The 17,917-nt window shown below is 75.0% G+C and carries 16 protein-coding genes and 1 pseudogene; 7 read left to right on the plus strand and 10 right to left on the minus strand.

All coding sequences use genetic code 11. The features are described 5' to 3' along the window. The first annotated feature begins 94 nt into the window (after positions 1-94). Positions 95-1,753: a M48 family metalloprotease gene (locus JD78_RS01730; protein WP_166520910.1), complete on the plus strand. Its 1,659-nt coding sequence runs from the start codon at positions 95-97 to the stop codon at positions 1,751-1,753. Positions 1,754-1,765: 12 nt separating this feature from the next. Here JD78_RS01730 and JD78_RS01735 read toward each other — a convergent pair whose 3' ends face one another. After that, positions 1,766-2,284, minus strand: coding sequence for a MarR family winged helix-turn-helix transcriptional regulator (locus JD78_RS01735; RefSeq protein ID WP_166520911.1), 519 nt, complete (start codon positions 2,282-2,284; stop codon positions 1,766-1,768). A gap of 105 nt (positions 2,285-2,389) precedes the next feature. Between JD78_RS01735 and JD78_RS01740 the strand changes: the two genes are divergently transcribed. From JD78_RS01740 to JD78_RS01750, 3 genes are all read left to right on the plus strand, one after another. Then, positions 2,390-3,295: a dioxygenase family protein gene (locus tag JD78_RS01740; protein WP_166520912.1), complete on the plus strand. Its 906-nt coding sequence runs from the start codon at positions 2,390-2,392 to the stop codon at positions 3,293-3,295. A gap of 95 nt (positions 3,296-3,390) precedes the next feature. Further along, on the plus strand, positions 3,391-4,218 hold the full coding sequence (locus JD78_RS01745) for an alpha/beta fold hydrolase (RefSeq protein ID WP_166520913.1): 828 nt from the start codon (positions 3,391-3,393) through the stop codon (positions 4,216-4,218). Positions 4,219-4,373: 155 nt separating this feature from the next. Next, positions 4,374-5,645 (plus strand): HNH endonuclease signature motif containing protein, encoded by a 1,272-nt coding sequence (locus JD78_RS01750; protein ID WP_323368850.1) that lies wholly within the window; start codon positions 4,374-4,376, stop codon positions 5,643-5,645. A gap of 64 nt (positions 5,646-5,709) precedes the next feature. Here JD78_RS01750 and JD78_RS01755 read toward each other — a convergent pair whose 3' ends face one another. Beyond that, positions 5,710-6,429 (minus strand): Ltp family lipoprotein, encoded by a 720-nt coding sequence (locus JD78_RS01755; RefSeq protein ID WP_153360845.1) that lies wholly within the window; start codon positions 6,427-6,429, stop codon positions 5,710-5,712. A gap of 164 nt (positions 6,430-6,593) precedes the next feature. Between JD78_RS01755 and mdlC the strand changes: the two genes are divergently transcribed. Beyond that, the gene (gene mdlC, locus JD78_RS01760) at positions 6,594-8,174 is read left to right on the plus strand and encodes a benzoylformate decarboxylase (RefSeq protein WP_208103949.1); all 1,581 of its coding nucleotides are present in this window, start codon (positions 6,594-6,596) and stop codon (positions 8,172-8,174) included. 19 nt (positions 8,175-8,193) lie between these two features. Here mdlC and JD78_RS01765 read toward each other — a convergent pair whose 3' ends face one another. The 3 genes from JD78_RS01765 to JD78_RS01775 form a co-directional block, all read right to left on the minus strand. Next, positions 8,194-8,637: an ATP-binding protein gene (locus JD78_RS01765; protein ID WP_228395201.1), complete on the minus strand. Its 444-nt coding sequence runs from the start codon at positions 8,635-8,637 to the stop codon at positions 8,194-8,196. Then, positions 8,634-10,817 carry a SpoIIE family protein phosphatase gene (locus tag JD78_RS01770; RefSeq protein ID WP_153360844.1) on the minus strand — a complete coding sequence of 728 codons (2,184 nt, stop codon included), beginning with the start codon at positions 10,815-10,817 and terminating at the stop codon, positions 8,634-8,636. Before JD78_RS01770 ends, JD78_RS01765 begins: the two co-directional genes overlap by 4 nt. 117 nt (positions 10,818-10,934) lie before the next feature. Further along, entirely contained in the window at positions 10,935-11,630 is a 696-nt protein-coding gene (locus tag JD78_RS01775; protein ID WP_153360843.1) for an SDR family NAD(P)-dependent oxidoreductase, read from the minus strand. A 102-nt stretch (positions 11,631-11,732) separates the two neighbouring features. Here JD78_RS01775 and JD78_RS01780 point away from each other — a divergent pair, with 102 nt between their 5' ends. Further along, entirely contained in the window at positions 11,733-12,560 is an 828-nt protein-coding gene (locus JD78_RS01780) for a helix-turn-helix transcriptional regulator (protein WP_153360842.1), read from the plus strand. On the opposite strand, the gene JD78_RS01785 is transcribed toward JD78_RS01780, so the two are convergent. Then, positions 12,476-13,378 carry a helix-turn-helix domain-containing protein gene (locus JD78_RS01785; protein WP_153360841.1) on the minus strand — a complete coding sequence of 301 codons (903 nt, stop codon included), beginning with the start codon at positions 13,376-13,378 and terminating at the stop codon, positions 12,476-12,478. The two genes, JD78_RS01780 and JD78_RS01785, sit on opposite strands and share 85 nt — an antisense overlap. A 101-nt stretch (positions 13,379-13,479) precedes the next feature. Between JD78_RS01785 and JD78_RS01790 the strand changes: the two genes are divergently transcribed. Continuing rightward, positions 13,480-14,307: an SDR family oxidoreductase gene (locus tag JD78_RS01790; protein WP_153360840.1), complete on the plus strand. Its 828-nt coding sequence runs from the start codon at positions 13,480-13,482 to the stop codon at positions 14,305-14,307. Positions 14,308-14,320: 13 nt separating this feature from the next. Here the strand turns inward: JD78_RS01790 and JD78_RS22485 are convergent, their stop codons facing one another. The 4 genes and pseudogenes from JD78_RS22485 to JD78_RS01810 all read right to left on the minus strand — a co-directional run bounded on the left by JD78_RS22485 (position 14,321) and on the right by JD78_RS01810 (position 17,789). Next, positions 14,321-14,932 carry an MFS transporter gene (locus JD78_RS22485; RefSeq protein ID WP_267128566.1) on the minus strand — a complete coding sequence of 204 codons (612 nt, stop codon included), beginning with the start codon at positions 14,930-14,932 and terminating at the stop codon, positions 14,321-14,323. A gap of 64 nt (positions 14,933-14,996) precedes the next feature. After that, a pseudogene (locus JD78_RS22740) lies at positions 14,997-15,716 on the minus strand (MFS transporter); the annotation flags it as partial. A 262-nt stretch (positions 15,717-15,978) separates the two neighbouring features. Further along, on the minus strand, positions 15,979-16,392 hold the full coding sequence (locus JD78_RS01805) for a hypothetical protein (RefSeq protein WP_153360838.1): 414 nt from the start codon (positions 16,390-16,392) through the stop codon (positions 15,979-15,981). 26 nt (positions 16,393-16,418) lie between these two features. After that, on the minus strand, positions 16,419-17,789 hold the full coding sequence (locus tag JD78_RS01810; protein WP_208103950.1) for a reverse transcriptase family protein: 1,371 nt from the start codon (positions 17,787-17,789) through the stop codon (positions 16,419-16,421). Positions 17,790-17,917: the final 128 nt, after the last annotated feature.

Below are 17,917 nucleotides of genomic sequence, written 5' to 3' on the forward strand. Positions count from 1 at the left end.
CGCGGCAATCTACCCGCGGCGCGGCTCGTGATCATGGTGCGGGGCGCGGGGGGGACCAGGCACACGCCCTGTCGTCGACGCTCGGGAAGGCCCCATGACCGGCTACGTGCTCCGCCACTCCGCGGTGTCGCTCACCCTGCTGGTGGCCCTGCTCGCCGCCGGCGGTGGCGTGCTCCTGCTCCTCGGCGCGCCGCTCTGGGTGCCGGTCGTGCTGGCGGTGGTGGTCGTGGCCGCGCAGTACGCGCTCGCCCCGTACCTCGTCCAGTGGCTCATCCCCGCCACCCGCATCGCCTGGACCGGTGACCGCTACGACACCGACCACGAGGTCGGTGCGCTCGTCGCGCGGCGGTGCGCCGAGGCCGGCGTCCGCCCGGTGCGACTGGGCATCGTCGACGACGGGACGCCGAACGCGTTCACCTTCGGGCACACCCGCGGCAACGCCCGCATCTACGTGACGCGCGGGCTGCTCGAACGCCTCGACGAGCAGGAGCTGGACGCCGTCGTCGCCCACGAGGTCGGGCACGTGCGGCAGAACGACGTCGTCGTGATGGCGATCGCCGGCACCGTGCCCGTCGTCCTCTACTACGTCTACCTCTCGCTGCGGAGCAGCAACAACGCCAACACGGCCATCCCCGCGGTGGTCGGCTTCCTCGGCTACCTGCTCTCCCAGCTCGTCGTCCTGTCGCTGAGCCGCGCGCGGGAGCTCGGCGCCGACCACTACAGCTGCTCGGTCACCGGCCACGGGGACGCGCTCTGCTCCGCCCTGGTGAAGATCGGCTACGGCATGGGCCAGGTGGACGCCGAACGGGCTGCCGCCGCGCACGAGGCCAAGGTGGACAAGCAGAAGGAACGGCAGAAGGTGCTGGCCAAGGAGGAGCGGCGGCACCAGCGGGTGCGGGCCGTCGGGGTGCTCGGCATCGCCGACCAGGCGCAGGCGGCCACCGTGCTCGCCGCCCGGGAGCGCGGGCTCGAGCCGACCGAGGTGATCGGCGCGCTGCGCTGGGACACCTGCAACCCGTGGGCCCGGTTCAGCCAGCTGTTCAGCACCCACCCGCTGATCGTGCGGCGGATCGCCTCGCTGGAGGACAGCGGACTGCCCGGCGCTCCCCGGCGGTGGAGCGCCCACGCGGTCGCCGAGTCCTGCGAGGGGCCGGAGCTCAGCCGGGCCCGGCGCCGCTTCTGGCTGGAGCTCCCGGTGCGGTACCTGCCGTTCATCGCGCTCCTCGTCGGCGCCGTCGCCTGGGGCCTGGACGACCTGCTGCTGATGGCCCAGGCCGCCACCGTCGGCGGCGTCGCGCTGTTCGTCCGCACCGCCCTCGCGCGGCCGCTCGCGCCCAGCCGGCCCCAGCCCCGCGTCACCGAGCTGCTCACCCGGCTGGACGCCAGCCCGGTCACCGGCCTGCCCGTCGAGCTGCGCGGACGGGTGATCGGTCGCGGTACCCCGGGCTACGCGCTCAGCCCGGACCTCGTCGTCCAGGACGACTCGGGGTTCGTGCCGGTGCTGTACCTGCAGCCGTGGCCCTTCGCGCGCAGCCTCTTCGGGCTGCTGCGCGTGCCCGACCTGCTCGACACCGACGTCGTGGTCCGCGGCTGGTACCGGCGCAACCCCGCCCCGGTGCTGGAGCTGCGCGAGCTGGTGCCCGAGCGGGGTGCCCGGGTCCGCGGCGTGCAGTGGATCGCTGCCTACCTCGTCGCGGCGCTCATCGCCGCCGTCGGCGGGGGCGCCTGGATGTACCTCTCGCTCAGTGCCTGACCGCGGCGGTGATCAGGTGCCGGTGCGGTCCGGTGGCTCGGCGGCGTCATAGCGGGTGTAGACGGCGGACAGCGAGCCGGACGGGTCGAGCCGGGCGAGGACGGCGTCGCCGATCGCGGCGAGCTGGTCGACCTGCTCCGGGGTGAGGGCGTCGATGACGTGGTGCCGGGCGGTGGCGGCGTGGCCGGGGGCCGCGTCCTGCACCTTCGCCCAGCCCGCACCGGTGAGCCGGGCGTTGGTCGCCCGCCGGTCCGCCGGGCAGGGGAAGCGCTCGACCAGGCCGCGGGACTCCAGCCGGCTGACCACGTGGGAGAGCCGGGGGAGGGTGGCGGTGGTGTGCCGGGCCAGCTCGGTCATCCGCAGGGTCCGGTCGGGCGCCTCGGAGAGCGACACCAGGACGTAGTACTCGAAGTGCGTGACGTCGGAGTCCCGGCGCAGCTGCGCGTCCAGCGTGCCGGGCAGCAGCTCGAGCACGCCGATCAGCCGTACCCACGCGCGGAGCTCGCGCCGGTCGAGCCAGGGGGTGTCCACGGGCCCATCATCGACGTCGATGGTTGTAGGGACAAGCTTCCTGCGGCAGACTGTCGCTTGTCGCGACAACCAACCGCGTTGCCGGCCGCCGGTAGAGGAGTCCCCATGACCAGCCCGAGCGCCACCGCGGTGGCCGACGCGCGCATCCCCGCCGCGCACCCGTTCGCCGCGCACCTCCGCCGGGTCGCTGCACGGGAAGCCGAGTCACCGCACCGGCCGTGGACGCCGGAGGACGGGCCGCTGCCCAGCCTCTACCTGTCCCACGGCGGCGGACCGATGCCGTTCCAGCGCCCGGACTGGCTCGACCCGCTGCACCACTGGGCCCGCGCGCTGCCCCGGCCGACCGCGATCCTGGTGGTGTCCGCGCACTGGGAGTCCGCCCCGCTGTCGGTCAGCGCCGGCCGGCCCGACGAGCTGGTCTACGACTTCGGCGGCTTCGACCCGATGTACTCCGCGTTCCGCTACGACACCCCCGACGCCGGGCGGCTCGCGCGGCAGGTGGTGGGGCTGATGCCCGACACGACCCAGGTGCACCAGCACACCCGGCGCGGGCTGGACCACGGCGCCTGGGTGCCGCTGAAGATCATGTACCCGGCCGCCGACGTCCCCGTGCTCCAGCTGTCGCTGCCCACCGAGGACCCCGACCAGCTGCTGGCGCTCGGCGCCCGCCTCCGGCCACTGCGGGAGCAGGGCGTGCTCGTGGTCGGCTCGGGGCACATGACCCACGGCCTGCCGTTCCTGAGCCGGGAGAACTTCACGGAGAACCGGGTGCCCGGCTGGTCGGCGGACTTCGACGCCTGGGCCGCCGACGCCCTGGCTCGCGGTGCGGTGGACGAGCTCGCCCGGTTCCGCACCGCGGCACCGGGCATGCCCTACGCGCACCCGACGGTGGAGCACTTCACCCCGTTGTTCGTCACTCTCGGCGCGGCCGCCGACCCGACGGCGCCGGTGGTCACCACGCTGGACGGGTACGACATCGGGCTCGCGCGGCGCTCCTTCCAGGCCGGGTGACCGCGGGGCGCCGTCCCGGTGTTCGCTGGGGTCGAGGTCGCGCCCTGCTCCCGGATCTGGAGTCCACCCCGCAGCCAGGCATAGGGTCGCGCGGCATGACGAGAGTGCCGCCATCGGCCACGTCATGGACCGGCCGGGTCGGCGCGGTCTCGGTGCACGCTGTCTCGCACGGCGGCGCCCTGCCGCTGGTCGCGCTGCACGGCGCCGGCGTCGACCACCGCGAGATCGAAGCGGCGGTCGAGGCCGTCGTCCCGGACGTCGCGCTGCGCCGGGTCTACCCGGATCTCCCCGGCATGGGCCGCACGACGGCCGACGGGCTGACCAGCAACGACGACGTCGTCGCGGTGCTGGCCGGCTTCCTCGAGCAGCTGGCCGACGGGCCGGTGCTGCTGCTGGGCCACTCCTACGGCGCCTACCTGGCGCGCGGCCTGGCCGCCCGCCGTCCCGACCTGGTGCTCGGCCTCGCGCTGGTGTGTCCGCTCGGGGCGCGGACCGGCCAGGTGCCGGAGCACCAGGTGGTCCGTCACGACGACGACGCGCACGACGAGCTGGCGCCGGAGCAGCGGGCGGGCTTCGACGAGTACCTCGTGGTGCGCACCTGTGCGACCGCCCGCCGGTACCGCGACTCCGTCGTCCCCGGCATGGCGCTGGCCGACGAGGATGCGCTGGGCCGGGTCTTCGCCGGGTGGTCGATCGACCTGGGCACGGGCTACGACGGGCCCGCCCTCGTGGTGGCCGGCCGCCGCGACTCCACCGTCGGCTACGCCGACGCGATCGACCTCCTGGTCCAGTGCCCGAACGCCACGCTCGCGGTCGTGGACGGCGCCGGCCACGCGCTGGTGCACGAGCGGCCCGAGGTCTTCGGCGCGCTGCTGCGCGAGTGGATCGACCGCGCCGCGCCTGACCTCGGCCGTCGGAGCTGAGCTGGTGTGCCGGGCCTTCAGGTGCGTTCGGCGGCGCCCTGTCAAGACCACCGGTAGATCTGTGGACAGGCTTCTGACCTGCGGATTCGGGTTGTCTAGGCCGCGCCGGTCGACTATTCTTCGTACACATGTTCGAATGAATCGGGAGGTGTTCGGTGGTCGGGTCGACGACGCTGGACGCCGCCGCGCCGAACGTGGTCGCCGAACTCGCCGATGACCTGTCCGGGTTGGACGTGTTGGCGGCGTTGGACGGCCTGGCGGGCGAGGACCTGCATGGGATGACCGGTGGTCAGGTGCTGGACCGGACGGCGCTCCTGGTGGCGGTGCAGAACCGGGTGGCCGCGGAGCTGACCCGCACGGTGCGGCATGCGGCGGTGTCCCAGGCCGCGGAGCGTGACGGGCTGAGGAGCATGCGGTCGTGGTTGATCGGGCACGTGCGGGTGTCGGCGGGGGAGGCCGACCGGATCGTGCGGGCCGGTCGGGTGCTGGAGTCGTTCCCGGTGCTGGCTGCGGGGTTCGCTGCGGGTGAGGTGAGCGCGGCGCAGGTGAACGTGGTCGCGGACAAGGTCGGCGACCGCGAGGTGGCCCGGGCCGCGGAGCAGGGCATCGACCTGGGCGCGTTCGACGTCGACTGGGCCCGGGTGGCGGCGGAGTCGCCGCATGCGTCGATGGTGGCCGCGGTGCAGGCCTTCGACGCCGCCCTGGATCCCGATGGCCCGGAGCCGGACCCGACCGAGGGCCGGCGGCTGACGATCGTGACGCACGCCGATGGCAGCATCACCGCCCGGTTCGACGCCGACGCGGTCGGCGGGGAGAAGTTCAAGGCGGTGATCGAGTCCCACGTGCAGGCCGACCGCCCCAAGGGTGACACCCGCACCCGGCCCCAACAGCAGGGCGACGCCCTCGTGCAGGTGTGCGACAACCAGCTGGCGGCGGGGAACCTGCCCACGCTGCGGACGGTGAAGCCGCACGTGGTGGTCGGGGTCGACCTGGAGGACCTCGTCGATGACGCCACGGGTGCCGGTGCGGCGGAGCTGGGGTTCGGGGCCACGATCTCCGCCGCCCGGGCCCGCTACCTGGCCTGCGACGGCAGCATCTCCCGGATCGTCATGGGGCCCGACGGGGTGCCGCTGGATCTGGGTCGGGACCACCGGGTCGTGACACCGGGTCTGCGTAAGGCGGTGGAGCGCCGGGACAAGTCCTGCGTGTTCACCGGCTGCGGGGCACCGACCTGGTGGTGCGACGTGCACCACCTCATCCACTGGCTGCACGGCGGTGAGACGTCACTGACCAACTCCGCGTTGCTGTGCGAACGCCACCACACGAAGGTGCACCACGGGTTCCGGGTCGAGCGACAACCCGACGGGCAGTGGCGCACCTGGCGACCCGACGGCAGCGAGATCCTCATCGGACCCTTGCTGAGCTGAACCGCGCGCCACCCCGGCAGCCGGCCACGGACCCACCGTGGCCGGCTGCCGGTGCGCGTCCGGGTCAGAGGCCGGTCTGGCTCACCCCGTACTCGGCCTGCTCGCGCGTGAACCCCTCGTACTCCAGCTGCTCGATGAGGCCGGAGCGGGAGAAGGAGCTGTAGTCGAGGTACTCCGCGGCCTTCTGCGCTGCCTGCGCGTTCCAGTCCGCGCCCACGTTGTCGACCGCCCAGGTGGCGTCGGCATTCGAGTAGCCCTCGTACTCCAACTGCTCGATGAGACCCGAGCGGGAGAACGACGAGTAGTCGAGGTAGTCCTCCGCCGACCCCAGGGCGTTCTGCTGGCCGACCGTCTGCCCGGGTCCAGGCGCGGGCGCGGGGGCCGGTGTGGGAGCGGGGGCGGGTGCCGGGGCGGGTGCCGGGGCGGGACGCGGTGCCGAGCTGGTGGCCGTGGCGGGTGGCGTGGCCGTCACCGTCACGGTGGCAGGGGCGGGCGCCGGTGCCGTGACCGTCGTGGTGGCTCGCGGCGCCGCACTGCTCGAGGCGGCGTCGGCCACGGCGCGGGTGCTCGTGCTGCTGCTGGCGCCACCGATGCCGATGCCGATCAGCAGCACCGCAACACCGGAGACCGCGAGGAACCACGTCCGCCGGTAGAACGGCTGCGCCGGCTCCGAGGGTGTGCCCGCACCAACGGGAGTGCCGGGCCCGACCGGTGCTCCCCACTGCTCGGTCGGCTGGTGGAAGGGCGGTTCACTCACGTTGATCCCCGTCTGCGCGTCGGCCATGGACGCCGCAGAGTAGGGCGGGCCGGCAGTGAGTGGAACCGTTCTGACCGGATCGTGGGAACTCCGTGACCTGCGTGAGTTCCGGCTTCGTCGCCGGGCGAGCCAGCACGGAGAGGCCGACGGCTAGCGTGAGCGGCACCACAGCCGTCCGCAGAGGGGGATCAGTGCTGATCCGCACCGTGGCCCACGAGTTCCTGCGCCGCCAGGGGCTCACCACCATCTTCGGCAACCCCGGCTCCAACGAGCTGCCGTTCCTCGCCGAGCTGCCCGGCGAGTTCCGCTACGTGCTCGGCCTGCACGAGGGCGCCGTCGTCAGCATGGCCGACGGCTACGCCCAGGCCACCGGCCGCCCGGCGCTGGTCAACCTGCACGCCGCCTCCGGCTCGGGCAACGCGATGGGCGCCCTCACCAACGCCGTCTACTCCCGCACCCCGCTGGTGCTCACCGCCGGCCAGCAGGTGCGCTCGGCCATCGGCCTGGAGGCGATGCTCTCCAACGTCGACGCCGCCCAGCTGATGCGGCCGCTGGTCGGCTGGGCCGCCGAGCCCGCCACCGCCGCCGACGTCCCGCGCTCGCTGGCCCAGGCCGTGTTCGAGGCCCGGTTGCGCCGCCGGCCCAGCTACCTCTCCGTCCCCTACGACGACTGGACCGCCGAGGCCGACGCGAACACCGCCGCGGTGCTCGACCGCGACGTCGAGCGCTCCGCGCACCCCGACCCGGCCCAGCTCGACCGGCTCGTCGCCGAGCTGCAGGCCGCGCGCAACCCCGCGCTGGTCCTCGGCGGCGACCTGGACACCGACGGCCTGTTCGACGAGGTCACCGCACTCGCCGAGCGGATGGGCGCCGACACCTGGGGTGCGCCCAGCCTGTTCCGGCTGCCCTTCCCCAACCGGCACCCGCTCTTCCGCGGCGTCCTGCCCGCCGGCATCGCCCCCATCGCGCAGGCCCTCGAGGGCCACGACCTCGTGCTCGTCCTCGGCGCCCCGGTGTTCCGCTACCACCAGCACGAGCCCGGCGACCTGCTGCCCGCGGGCACCCGGCTGGTCCAGGTCACCGACGACGCCGAGGCCGCCGCCCGGGCACCGATGGGCCGCGCCCTGGTCACCGACCCCGGCGCGGTGGTCCGCGCGCTGCTCAAGGCCTTGCCCGAGCCGCCCGAGCAGCCCCGCGAGTACACGACCCCGGCCACCCCGGCGCAGCCACGGTCCGACGACGTGCTGCACCCCGAGCAGGTCTTCGCCGCGCTCCGCGACACGCAGCCCGCCGACACCCGCTACGTCGTCGAGTCCACCTCGACCAGCCGCGCCTGGTGGCGGCAGATCGACCTGCGCCGCGGCGCCTCCTACTTCTGGCCGGCCTCCGGCGGGCTCGGTTTCGGCCTGCCCGCCGCCGTCGGGGTCGCGCTCGCCGACGGCGACCGGCCGGTCGTCGGCGTCATCGGTGACGGCTCGGCCAACTACGGCATCACCGCGCTGTGGACCGCGGCGCAGCACCGGCTGCCGGTCACCGTCGTGCTGATGCGCAACGGCACCTACGGCGCGCTGCAGTGGTTCGCCGACCTGCTCGGCACCCCCGACGCACCGGGCACCACCATCCCCGGGATGGACTTCACGACGATCGCCGAGGGCTACGGCGTCACCGGCGTCCAGGCCACCGACCTCGACCACCTGCGCGCGCTGCTCGCCGAGCCGACCGACACCCCGCGCCTGGTCCAGGTCGACACCGAGAGCACCCGGCTGCGCTGAGCACGCCCACCGGCCGGACTCAGTCCTCGCTGGTCAGGCTGACGAAGCCCCACACGTGCTTGCGCCCGTCCTCCGGCGCCCACCCGTGCGCGGCGCACAGCCGCGCGATCAGGTGCAGGCCGAGCCCGCCGTGCGCCGGGTCGCGGTCGATCGCGGGCACCGGCTCGTCCCGCGGGTCGGCGTCGGTGACGTCGATCAGCCAGCCGGTGCTGGTCGCCGTCACGGTGGTCCACACCGGGGGCAGGCCGTGCCGGACGCCGTTGGACGTCAGCTCCTCGAAGGCCAGCAGCAACCGCTCGACCGCGGCCTCGTCGGCGTCGTCCCGGTCCGCAGGCAGCGCCTCGAGCCGCAGCTGCCGCCGGTAGCGGGTGAGGTCGGCCGGCTCGCGGAGCTCCCAGTTCCACGACCGCCACACCTCCAGCGGGCGCGGCGGGGTGAGCATCGGCCAGGAGAGGTGGCTCACGCCGGCCCCCCGGCGGGCGCGAGGGCGGCAGCGGGTGCCGCGCCGGCCAGCTGGCGGTCGCGCTGGGGGTGCAGCCGGACGGCGACCAGGGCGACGTCGTCGTCCGGGCGCCCGTGCACCATCCGGTCCAGCACGCCGTCGCACAGCTCGTCCAGCGACGCCCCGGCCAGGTCGGCGGCGGCGTCGACGAGCCGGGCCAGCCCGTCGTCCAGCGAGGCGTCGCGGCGTTCGACCAGCCCGTCGGTGTAGAGCACCACGGTGTCCCCGCGCTCCAGCAGGTGCACCCGGTCCCGCCGCCGGACCGCCGGGTCGACGCCGAGCAGCAGGTCGGCGCGGCCGTCGTCCAGCACGGTGACCACGCCGTCGGGGGCGATGACCAGCGGAGGTGGGTGACCGGCGCTGGCCCAGACCAGCCGGGTCACGCCCCGGGCCAGCTCGTCGGTGGTCTGCTCGAACCGGGCGACGGCCGCGGTGGCGAGGGTGCCGACCACCAGCGTCTCCATCGACTCGTCGAGGCCGCGCAGCACCTCGGCCGGGCCACCGCCGCTGTAGGTGGCGATCCCGCGCAGCAGCCCGCGCAGCTGCCCCATCGCGGCGGCCGCGGCGGTGTCGTGCCCGACGACGTCGCCGATCACCAGCATCGTCCCGGCGCCGCGCTGGACGAACGCGTCGTACCAGTCGCCGCCCACCTGCGCCGCCGCGGCGGCGGGCAGGTAGCGCACCGCGATCTCCTCGTGGGCCGGCTGCGGCGGATCGGTGAGCAGGCTGCGCTGCAGGCTCTCGGCGATCGTGGCCTGCGCCCGGGTCAGCCGGGCGTTGTCCAGCGCCAGCCCGATCCGGTCGGCGATCTCCTGGGCGGTCGACTCCCACGCCGGGTCCATCGGCCGGCTGGCCGCGCTGAGCAGGGTCAGCGCGCCGAACACCGTCCCGCGCCCGCGCACCGGGAGTTTCACCGTCCGCGTCTCACCCAGCAGCTCCAGCTGCCGGCGCGCCTCGCCGGTGGGCAGCGCGGCAGCCAGCTCGGCGCCCGGCACCGAGACCGGCCGGCCCGACTCCAGCACCCGGTTCAAGGTGGTGTGCACGTGCATCGCGTCGGAGCGGGCCTGCACGTAGCGGTCGAGCACCGGGCGCAGCGCGGGGTCGGTGTGCGCCCAGCCGACGTCCCGCAGCCGCCCGTTGCCGTCGGCCACGGTGAGGACGCAGGCATCCGCCAGCGCCGGCGTCAGCGCGCCGGGCAGCCCGGCGACGGCGGTCGGCACGTCGTCGGCCTCGACCAGCTCGGCGTTCACCAGGGCCAGCAGGGCCAGCCGGGCGGCCAGCTGCCCGGCCTCGTCCGCGGTGCGCTGCCGGTCGGTGACGTCGGAGAAGTACAGGGACAGGCCGTCACCGGTGGGCCAGGCCAGCACGTCGTACCAGGTGTCCAGCGGAGCCGGGTAGTAGGCGGTGAGCGTCTGCGGTTCGCCGGTCTCGACCGCCGTGCGGTAGGCCGACTCGAACTCGTTGCCCACCGCCTCCGGGAAGACCTCCCAGATCGTGCGGCCGAGCAGCTCGCCGCGGTCGTGACCGAGGAGCCGCTCGGCCGCCGCGTTCAGCAGCGTGAACCGCCACCCGGCGTCCACGGAGAAGAACCCCGACGGCATCGCCTCGACCGTGCGGGAGGTGCGGCGTTCGGTCTCCCGGGCCGCCTCCACCTCCCGGGTGCGGGTGGTCAGCTCGGCCTGCAGCTGCTGGACCTGGCTCTCCAGGTGGTCGTCCCCGCCGTCCGCGCGGGGGAGCCCCCGGTCGCGCACGAACTCGGTCAGGTCGTCGACGCGCTGCACGAACACCGACACCTCGCCGTCCTCGTCGAGCACGGGGACGGCGGTGACCGCCCACCAGCGGTCCTCGACCAGGCCGGTGCCGGGCACCACCAGCGGGTACCGCTCGATCGGCAGCGCGTCGGGCCGCCCGGTGGCGCGGGCCCGCGCGAAGGACCGGGCGATGTAGGGGACGCCGTCGGGGTCGAGCGCGGCGGGGCCCGGCGGGAAGGCGGCGAACAGCTCGCGGCCGACGATCTGCTCCGGTGTGACCCGCAGGGTGCGCAGGTAGGCCGGGTTCGCGTAGCGGATGACCAGGTCCGGCGTGAGCACCAGGTGCGGCGCCGGCAGCGCCGCGAACAACTGCGCGAAATCGAGCTCCACTGCGGTGCGTCCCCGTCCGTCGCGGCGCCCGGTGCCCCGGGTGCGCCGCGTCGATCCTCCCAGACCGCGCGGCCGTGCGGCGGGGGCGCCGCGCGACGCCCCCGCCGCACCGGGCGGTCACCAGCCGACGGCGCCGTGCCGGTCGGTGAAGGTGCCGGTCGGCCCGTCGGCCCCGATCGTGGCCATCGCGACGATCGCGTCGGTGCCCTCGGTGACGGTCTGCGGACCGGAGTGGCCGTTGAAGTCGGTGGCCGTGTAGCCCGGGTCGACCACGTTGACCCGCAGCTCGGGGAGGAACCGGGCGTAGACCGACGTCAGCATGTTGACCGCCGCCTTGCTCGCCGAGTACGTGAGCGTGGGCAGGGTCGACTCGATGCGCGAGGTGTCGGCGCGCACCGCGAAGGAGCCCAACCCGCTGGTCACGTTCACCACCACGGGGGCCGCGGACCCGCGCAGGAGGGGCAGGAACGCGTGCGTCGTCCGGACGATCCCGACCGTGTTGGTGTCGAACACCGCCAGCGCCGCCGGCCCGTCGAACTCGTCCACCCCCGCGAAGGCCCCGGAGACGCCGGCGTTGTTGACCAGCACGTCCAGGCCGCCGAACCGGTCCCGGACCTCCGCCGCGGCCGACGCCACCGATTCGTCGGAGGTCACGTCCAGCTGCACCCACGCCACGCCCAGCTCGTCGGCCGCACGAGCGCCGCGCTCCGGGTCACGGGCCCCGATCAGCACCTGGTGCCCGTGGTCTCTCAGCCGCCGGGCCGTCTCGAAGCCCAGGCTCTTGTTGCCACCGGTGATCAACGTCGTCGTCATGAGGTCGACGGTGCCCCCGATCCGGTGGTCCCCGGTGGGCCGCTCCGACCGTATGACCGGCAGTACCACCCAGGACCCCCGCGGTGGACGACGATGGGGGACATGACCGAACGGGGCGACTTCGCGCAGCTGCTGCGGGCCTGGCGGGAGCGGCTGCCACCCGCCGCGGTCGGCTTCCCCGCCGGCAACCGCCGGACCAGCGGGCTGCGCCGCGAGGAGGTGGCGCTGCTGGCCGGGGTCTCGGTCGACTACCTGATCCGGCTGGAGCAGGGACGTGCCGACCGGCCCTCGGCGCAGGTCGTCGCGGCGCTCGCCCGGGCGCTGCAGCTGTCCGACGCCGAGCGGGAGCACATGCACCTGGCCGCAGGTCTGCCCGCGCCGCTGCCCGACGCCGTGCCCGTGCACATCCCCGCCAGCGTGCAGCGGCTGCTGGCCCGGCTGCCGGACGTGGCGATCGGCGTCTGGACCTCGCACTGGACGCTGCTCACCGCCAACGACGCGTGGCGGTCGCTGCTCGGGGACATGCGCCCGGGCCTGAACCTGGTGGTCGCCGAGTTCACCGGCAGGGCCCCGCAGGTCGTCTGGGCCGACGGCGACAGCGAACGCCACGAGCGCGCGCTGGTGTCGGACCTGCGCTGTGCCCAGCTGCGGTATCCGGACGACCCGTCGGTGCAGGCGGTGATCCGCGAGCTGCTGGCCGTCGACCGGTTCGCGCAGCTGTGGGCCGAGGGCACCGTCACCGAGCACCGCGTCCAGGCGAAGACCTTCCGGCACCCGCTCGTCGGGCAGCTCACCCTGGACTGCGACGTGCTCACCGTGGCCGGCACCGACCTGCGGATCGTCACCTACACCGCGGAGCCCGGCACGGAGGACGCGTCCCGCTTCGACCTGGTCCGCACCCTCGGGACGGTCGAGACGAGCCCGGCCTGATCGACGGCTGCGAGTGAGGACAGCAGGGTCAGCGCCTCGGCCGACCGGGAGCCCGGCTCGGCCTGGTAGACGACCAGCACCTGGTCCTCGGCGTCGGCCACGGTGAACTTGTCGTAGCGCAGCTCGAGGTCGCCGACCTGCGGGTGCGCCACGCGGTACACCCCGCCGCCGGGGTGCCGGCGCACGTCGTGCCGGGCCCACAGTCGCCGGAACAGCTCGCTGCGCACCGACAGCTCACCCACGAGCTCGGTCAGGTGCGGGTCGTCGACGTCCGGCCCGGCCGCGTTCCGCAGGATGGCGACCAGCTGGGCCGCCGTCGCCTCCCGGGCGGGGCCGAGCTCGGCGCCGGGCGCCAGCAGGAAGGAGCGGAGCAGGTTGGTGCCCGGCTGGAACAACGGCGACAGCGCCACGGCCAGCGGGTTCGCGGCCAGCACGTCGAGGTGGCGACCCTGCACGAACGCCGGCGTCCGGTCCCAGGTCGCGAGCAGCCGGGCGACGCTGGGCCGCACCCGCTCGGTGCGGCGGGGCGCGCGCCGGCGGCGGGGCGCCGGGTCGGCGAGGTCGTGCAGGTGGGTGGTCGAGGCGGCGTCCAGCCCCAGCGCGCGGGCGACCGCGTCCAGCACCTGCGCGGACGGGTGCCGGTCGCGGCCCTGTTCCAGCCGCGTGTAGTACTCGCTGCTGATGCCGGCCAGCATCGCCAGCTCGTCCCGGCGCAGGCCGGGGACGCGGCGGGAGCCGGTGGCGGTGATGCCGACGTCGTCCGGGCGCACCTGCTCCCGCCGGGCGCGCAGGTACTCCCCGATCAGGTTCTCCGCCACGCAACGACGGTAGGGCGCACCGGTGCCGGGCGCCTGGCCCTGCCGGCACCCCCCTCGGCGCGGCCTGGTGAGGGGCGGCGCCGAGGTCCGAGGCTCGGGTCATGACACGCACCTGGCTCGTGACCGGGGTGAGCAGCGGCTTCGGCCGGCTGCTCGCCGAACAGCTCCTCGCCCGCGGCGACCGGGTCGCCGGGACGGTGCGGCGACCCGACGCGGTCGCCGACCTCCGCGCTGCCCACGGCGACGCCTTCTCCGTCCACCAGCTCGACCTCACCGACACCGGCCGCATCCGCGGCGTGGTGGACGACGCCGCAGCCGCGCTCGGCCGGCTCGACGTGGTCGTCAGCAACGCCGGCTACGGGCTGTTCGGCGCCGCCGAGGAGCTCAGCGACGACCAGGTGACCCACCAGCTCGACACCAACCTCCTCGGCTCGATCCAGCTGGTCCGCGCCGCGCTGCCGCACCTGCGCGCGGCCGGCGGCGGGCGGGTGCTCCAGGTGTCCTCGTCGGCCGGGCAGGCGGCCTGGCCCGGCTCGTCGCTGTACAACGCGACCAAGTGGGGGATCGAGGGCTTCTGCGAGGCGGTCGCCGCGGAGGTCGCGCCGTTCGGGATCGGCGTGACGATCGTCGAGCCGGGCGGCGCCCGCACCGGCTTCGGGCCGACCGGGCTGCGCTTCGCCGAGCCGCTCGCCGCCTACGACGGCACGCCGGCCGCCGCGTCCCGGGCGTTCCGCGACGGTGGTCCGCCCGGGGTGATCGGCGACCCCGCACGGATGGTCGCGGCGATGATCGCCAGCGTCGACCGGAGCCCCGCCCCGCTCCGGCTGGTGCTCGGCAGCGACGCCTGGACGGCGATGACCGCGGCGCTGGAGGCCCGGCTGGACTCGGTGCGGGGGCAGCGGGCCACCGCGGGGGCCACGGACGGCTGAGCGGTCGGGAGCGTCAGCCGGCGGCGGCCGTGGTCTCGGTGGTGGCCGGCTGCGCCGCCGCCGGCCGGTCGCCGCGGGGCATGAGCAGGACGGCGACCAGCAGCAGCACCGCCACGCCCGCCGTCGCCAGGAACACCGAGTGCACGGCGCCGGTGAGCGCGTCCGGGCCGACGTCGGCGGACTCCAGCGACGCCGACCCCAGCGTGCCGTTCACCACGGCGCCGAAGGCGGCGACGCCGAGGGCGCTGCCCATCGAGCGGAAGAACATGTTCGTGCCGGTGACCACGCCGCGTTGCTGCCAGCTCACCGCCGACTGCGCCGCGATCAGCGTCGGCGCGGCGGTGAGCCCCATGCCCAGCCCGATCACGAAGCACGTCGCGCCCACCTGGACGACGCTGGAGGAGGCGTCCAGGAGCAGCAGCAGAGCGGCGCCGGCCACCACGACCAGCGAACCCAGCAGCGCGGTGGCCCGGATCCCGATCCGCAGGTACAGCCGCCCGGACAGCGACGCCGAGACCGGCCACCCGATGGTGAGCGCCGCCAGCGCGAAGCCGGCCACCAGCGGGCCGGTGCCCAGCGCCTCCTGCACGTAGGTGGGCACGTAGGTGGTGAGCCCGAGCAGCACCTACACCGACGGCGGCGGAGACCAGGCTCGTCGTGACGATCAGCCGGTGCCGGAACAGGCTCAGCGGCACGACCGGGTCGGCCGCCCGGCGCTCGACGAGCACGAAGACGGCGAGCAGGACGACGCCGGCGGTGAGCACGGCGACGCTCTGCGGAGACGCCCACGCCCACGCCTGCCCGCCCTCCAGCAGACCGAGCACCACCAGGGTGAGGCCGACGGTGAGCAGGCCGGCGCCGGCGTAGTCGATCCGCGGCCGGGCGCGGCTCACCGTCTCGGTGAACCGGCGCCCGATCATGGTGGCGGCGAGCAGGCAGAACGGGACGTTGACGAAGAAGATCCACCGCCAGCTGACGTACTCGGAGAACACCCCGCCCAGCGTCGGGCCGACGACCGAGCTGATCGCCCACACGCTGGCGATGTAGCCCTGCACCTTGGCCCGCTCGGCCAGGGAGTAGAGGTCGCCGACGATCGTCATCGCCATCGGCTGGACCGCGCCCGCGCCCAGGCCCTGCAGCGCGCGGAAGGCGATCAGCGAGCCCATGCTCCAGGCGAAGCCGCACAGCACCGAGCCGAGCAGGAACAGCCCGATGCCGACGAGCATGACCGGCTTGCGGCCGAACACGTCGGCGAGCTTGCCGTAGACCGGCACGGTGACCGCCTGGGCCAGCAGGTAGATCGAGAACAGCCAGGGGAACTCGGCGAAGCCGCCGACGTCGTCGACGATCGAGGGGACCGCGGTGGCGATGATCGTCGAGTCGATCGCCACCAGGGCGGTCGCGAGCATGACGCCGATCAGCACCGGCCCCCGCTCGGACCGGAAACCGACCCCCGTGGTCGCCGTCGTCGTGGTCACGCTGCTCCTCTGCCGTGCGGTCCGCGGTCGCGCGGGATGGTGGGGACAACCAACGATCCCGCGGCTTCATGCCGGACGCCGGGTGAGGGGGTCACCACGACGGTGCTGGCGACGCTCGGCTTCCAGCGCGACCACGGCACCACCGACGCGGCCGGCGAGGTGGTCTGGCTGCTCGCCACGCGCTGATCCGGCGTCAGGGCTCCTCGACCTCGACGCCGGGGGAGCCGGCGACGATCTCCTGCTCGACCGCGGCGAAGCCGTAGCGGACCGGCACCATCAGCGGCCGCCCCGTCCGCAGCTCGATCACCGCCAGTTGGTTCGACAGCCGGCTGCGCCGGATGAGCGCGACGTCCAGCAGCGACACGGTGCCCCGCCGCAGCGGCGTCGCCCACTCCAGCTGCGGCCCGTCGACCCGCAGCTCGACGCAGACCCGGAGCAGGAACCAGTAGGCGTTCCAGCCCAGCGCGCCCAGCCAGAGCAGCAGGAACAGCAGCGGCGGCCCGTCGCCCCGCAGGGTCGCGGCCACGAGGGCGACCGCGGCGACGGCGAACACGGCGAACAGCAGCGGGAACGCCCAGCGGGCACCCCGGATCGGTCGGTAGCTCACCCGCGGGTCGTCTCCTCGATCACGCGTCAATCGTGCCCGGGCCCCTCGGGGGAGCGCACCGGGTGCGCCGTCCAGTCGATCCGGTCGGCCAGCCGGCGGGCCCGGACGCCGAACGCCGGGTCGATCGACGCCGCCCACGCCACCCGGCCCAGCACGTGGTCGCGGAACGTCGCCGGGTCGTGGTCGCGCACCTGGGACCGCCAGCCGTGCACCGCGCAGTTGTGCAGCAGCGCCCGCAGCGCGTCCCGGTCGGTGCGCGGCAGCGTCGGGTGCACGTTCACCACCGCGCCCAGCACCGACTGCCGCCCCGCCGACGTCGTCGACCGGGTCTTCGCCGCGTTCAGCCGGAAGCCCTCCTCGGCCACCACCGCACCGACCAGCGAGGCGAACCGCCCCCGGTCCAGCGCGCGGTCGCCGCTGAACGTCAGGTCGTCGACGTACCGGGTGTACTGGGCGCCGAACGACGCGGCCAGCCCCGCCAGCCGCCGGTCCAGCCGGAACGCCACCAGGTTCGCCAGCGCCGGCGAGGTCGGTGCCCCCTGCGGCAGGTGCGGCACCGCGAGCCGCCGGCCGACCCGGTGGTGCCGGTCCCTGTCCCGGTCAGGGCCGGCCGGCACCGGCACCGCCGCCCACACCGACCGCGGCACCACCGTCGTCACCAGGCCGGTCACCGCGTGCGCCACCGGCTCCGGCAGCCCGCCGACCGTCTGCAGCAGCGCCTGCACCCGCTCCGCGGCGATGCTCGGGAAGAACGCCTCCAGGTCCAGCTGCAGCACCACCGCCGCCCCCGCGTGCGGCGCCACCGCCGTCCGCACCGACCGCCCCGGCACGCACCCGTGCGCCGCCCCGTGCACCGGCAGCGGCCCCACCACGTGGCGCAGCAGCCGCCGCTGCGCCTCCTTCAGCCGCGGCTTCGGCGCCGCCACCAGGCGCGAGCCGACGGTCCGCCACCGGTAGTGCCGCAGCGGCTCCCGGACCGTGCGCTCCAGCCGGTGGGCGTCGGCGAACCAGGCCAGCTCGCCGGTGTCCAGGTCCAGCAGCCGGGCCAGCGCCGCCAGGTCCGGCAGCTCCGTCACCCCGTGCCGGCGGAACGCCACCTCGGTGACCGTCGGCTGCCACCGCGCCACCCGGGGCTGCGGCACCCTCGTCCAGCCGCGCTGCCAGCCCGCCGTGGTCCGCACGAAGGCGGCCAGCTCCCGCGGCCGGTCCACCGGGGCGTCCCGGTAGGCCACCAGCACCTCACCGACGAGGGTGCCCACCCACCGCGGGGCGCGGGCGTACCCGAGCGCCACCGCCGTCGCGCGGACCATCTCCCGCCGGCGCCAGCGGCTGCCCAGCAGGGCGACGGCGATGCCGGCGGCCGTCGTCGCCGCCCGCCGCCCGGACGGGGCCGTCACCGGTGGCGTGCGCGACGGGGCGGCCAGCCAGCCCCTGATCGAGGCGCCACCAGGTGCGCGGAGCGCACGGCCGGGCGGGTGACGAGATGCTGGGTCCGAACACGACCCCCGGGGTTGCCCCGGGGTGA

The organism is Modestobacter roseus (genome assembly GCF_007994135.1).
In the GTDB taxonomy this organism is placed as follows: Bacteria; Actinomycetota; Actinomycetes; order Mycobacteriales; family Geodermatophilaceae; genus Modestobacter; species Modestobacter roseus.

Coding starts and splice junctions, on each gene's coding strand:
- JD78_RS01730 (WP_166520910.1), top strand. CDS start 95: ATGACCGGCTACGTGCTCCGCCACTCCGCGGTGTCGCTCACCCTGCTG.
- JD78_RS01740 (WP_166520912.1), top strand. CDS start 2,390: ATGACCAGCCCGAGCGCCACCGCGGTGGCCGACGCGCGCATCCCCGCC.
- JD78_RS01745 (WP_166520913.1), top strand. CDS start 3,391: ATGACGAGAGTGCCGCCATCGGCCACGTCATGGACCGGCCGGGTCGGC.
- JD78_RS01755 (WP_153360845.1), bottom strand. CDS start 6,429: ATGGCCGACGCGCAGACGGGGATCAACGTGAGTGAACCGCCCTTCCAC.
- JD78_RS01775 (WP_153360843.1), bottom strand. CDS start 11,630: ATGACGACGACGTTGATCACCGGTGGCAACAAGAGCCTGGGCTTCGAG.
- JD78_RS01780 (WP_153360842.1), top strand. CDS start 11,733: ATGACCGAACGGGGCGACTTCGCGCAGCTGCTGCGGGCCTGGCGGGAG.
- JD78_RS01790 (WP_153360840.1), top strand. CDS start 13,480: ATGACACGCACCTGGCTCGTGACCGGGGTGAGCAGCGGCTTCGGCCGG.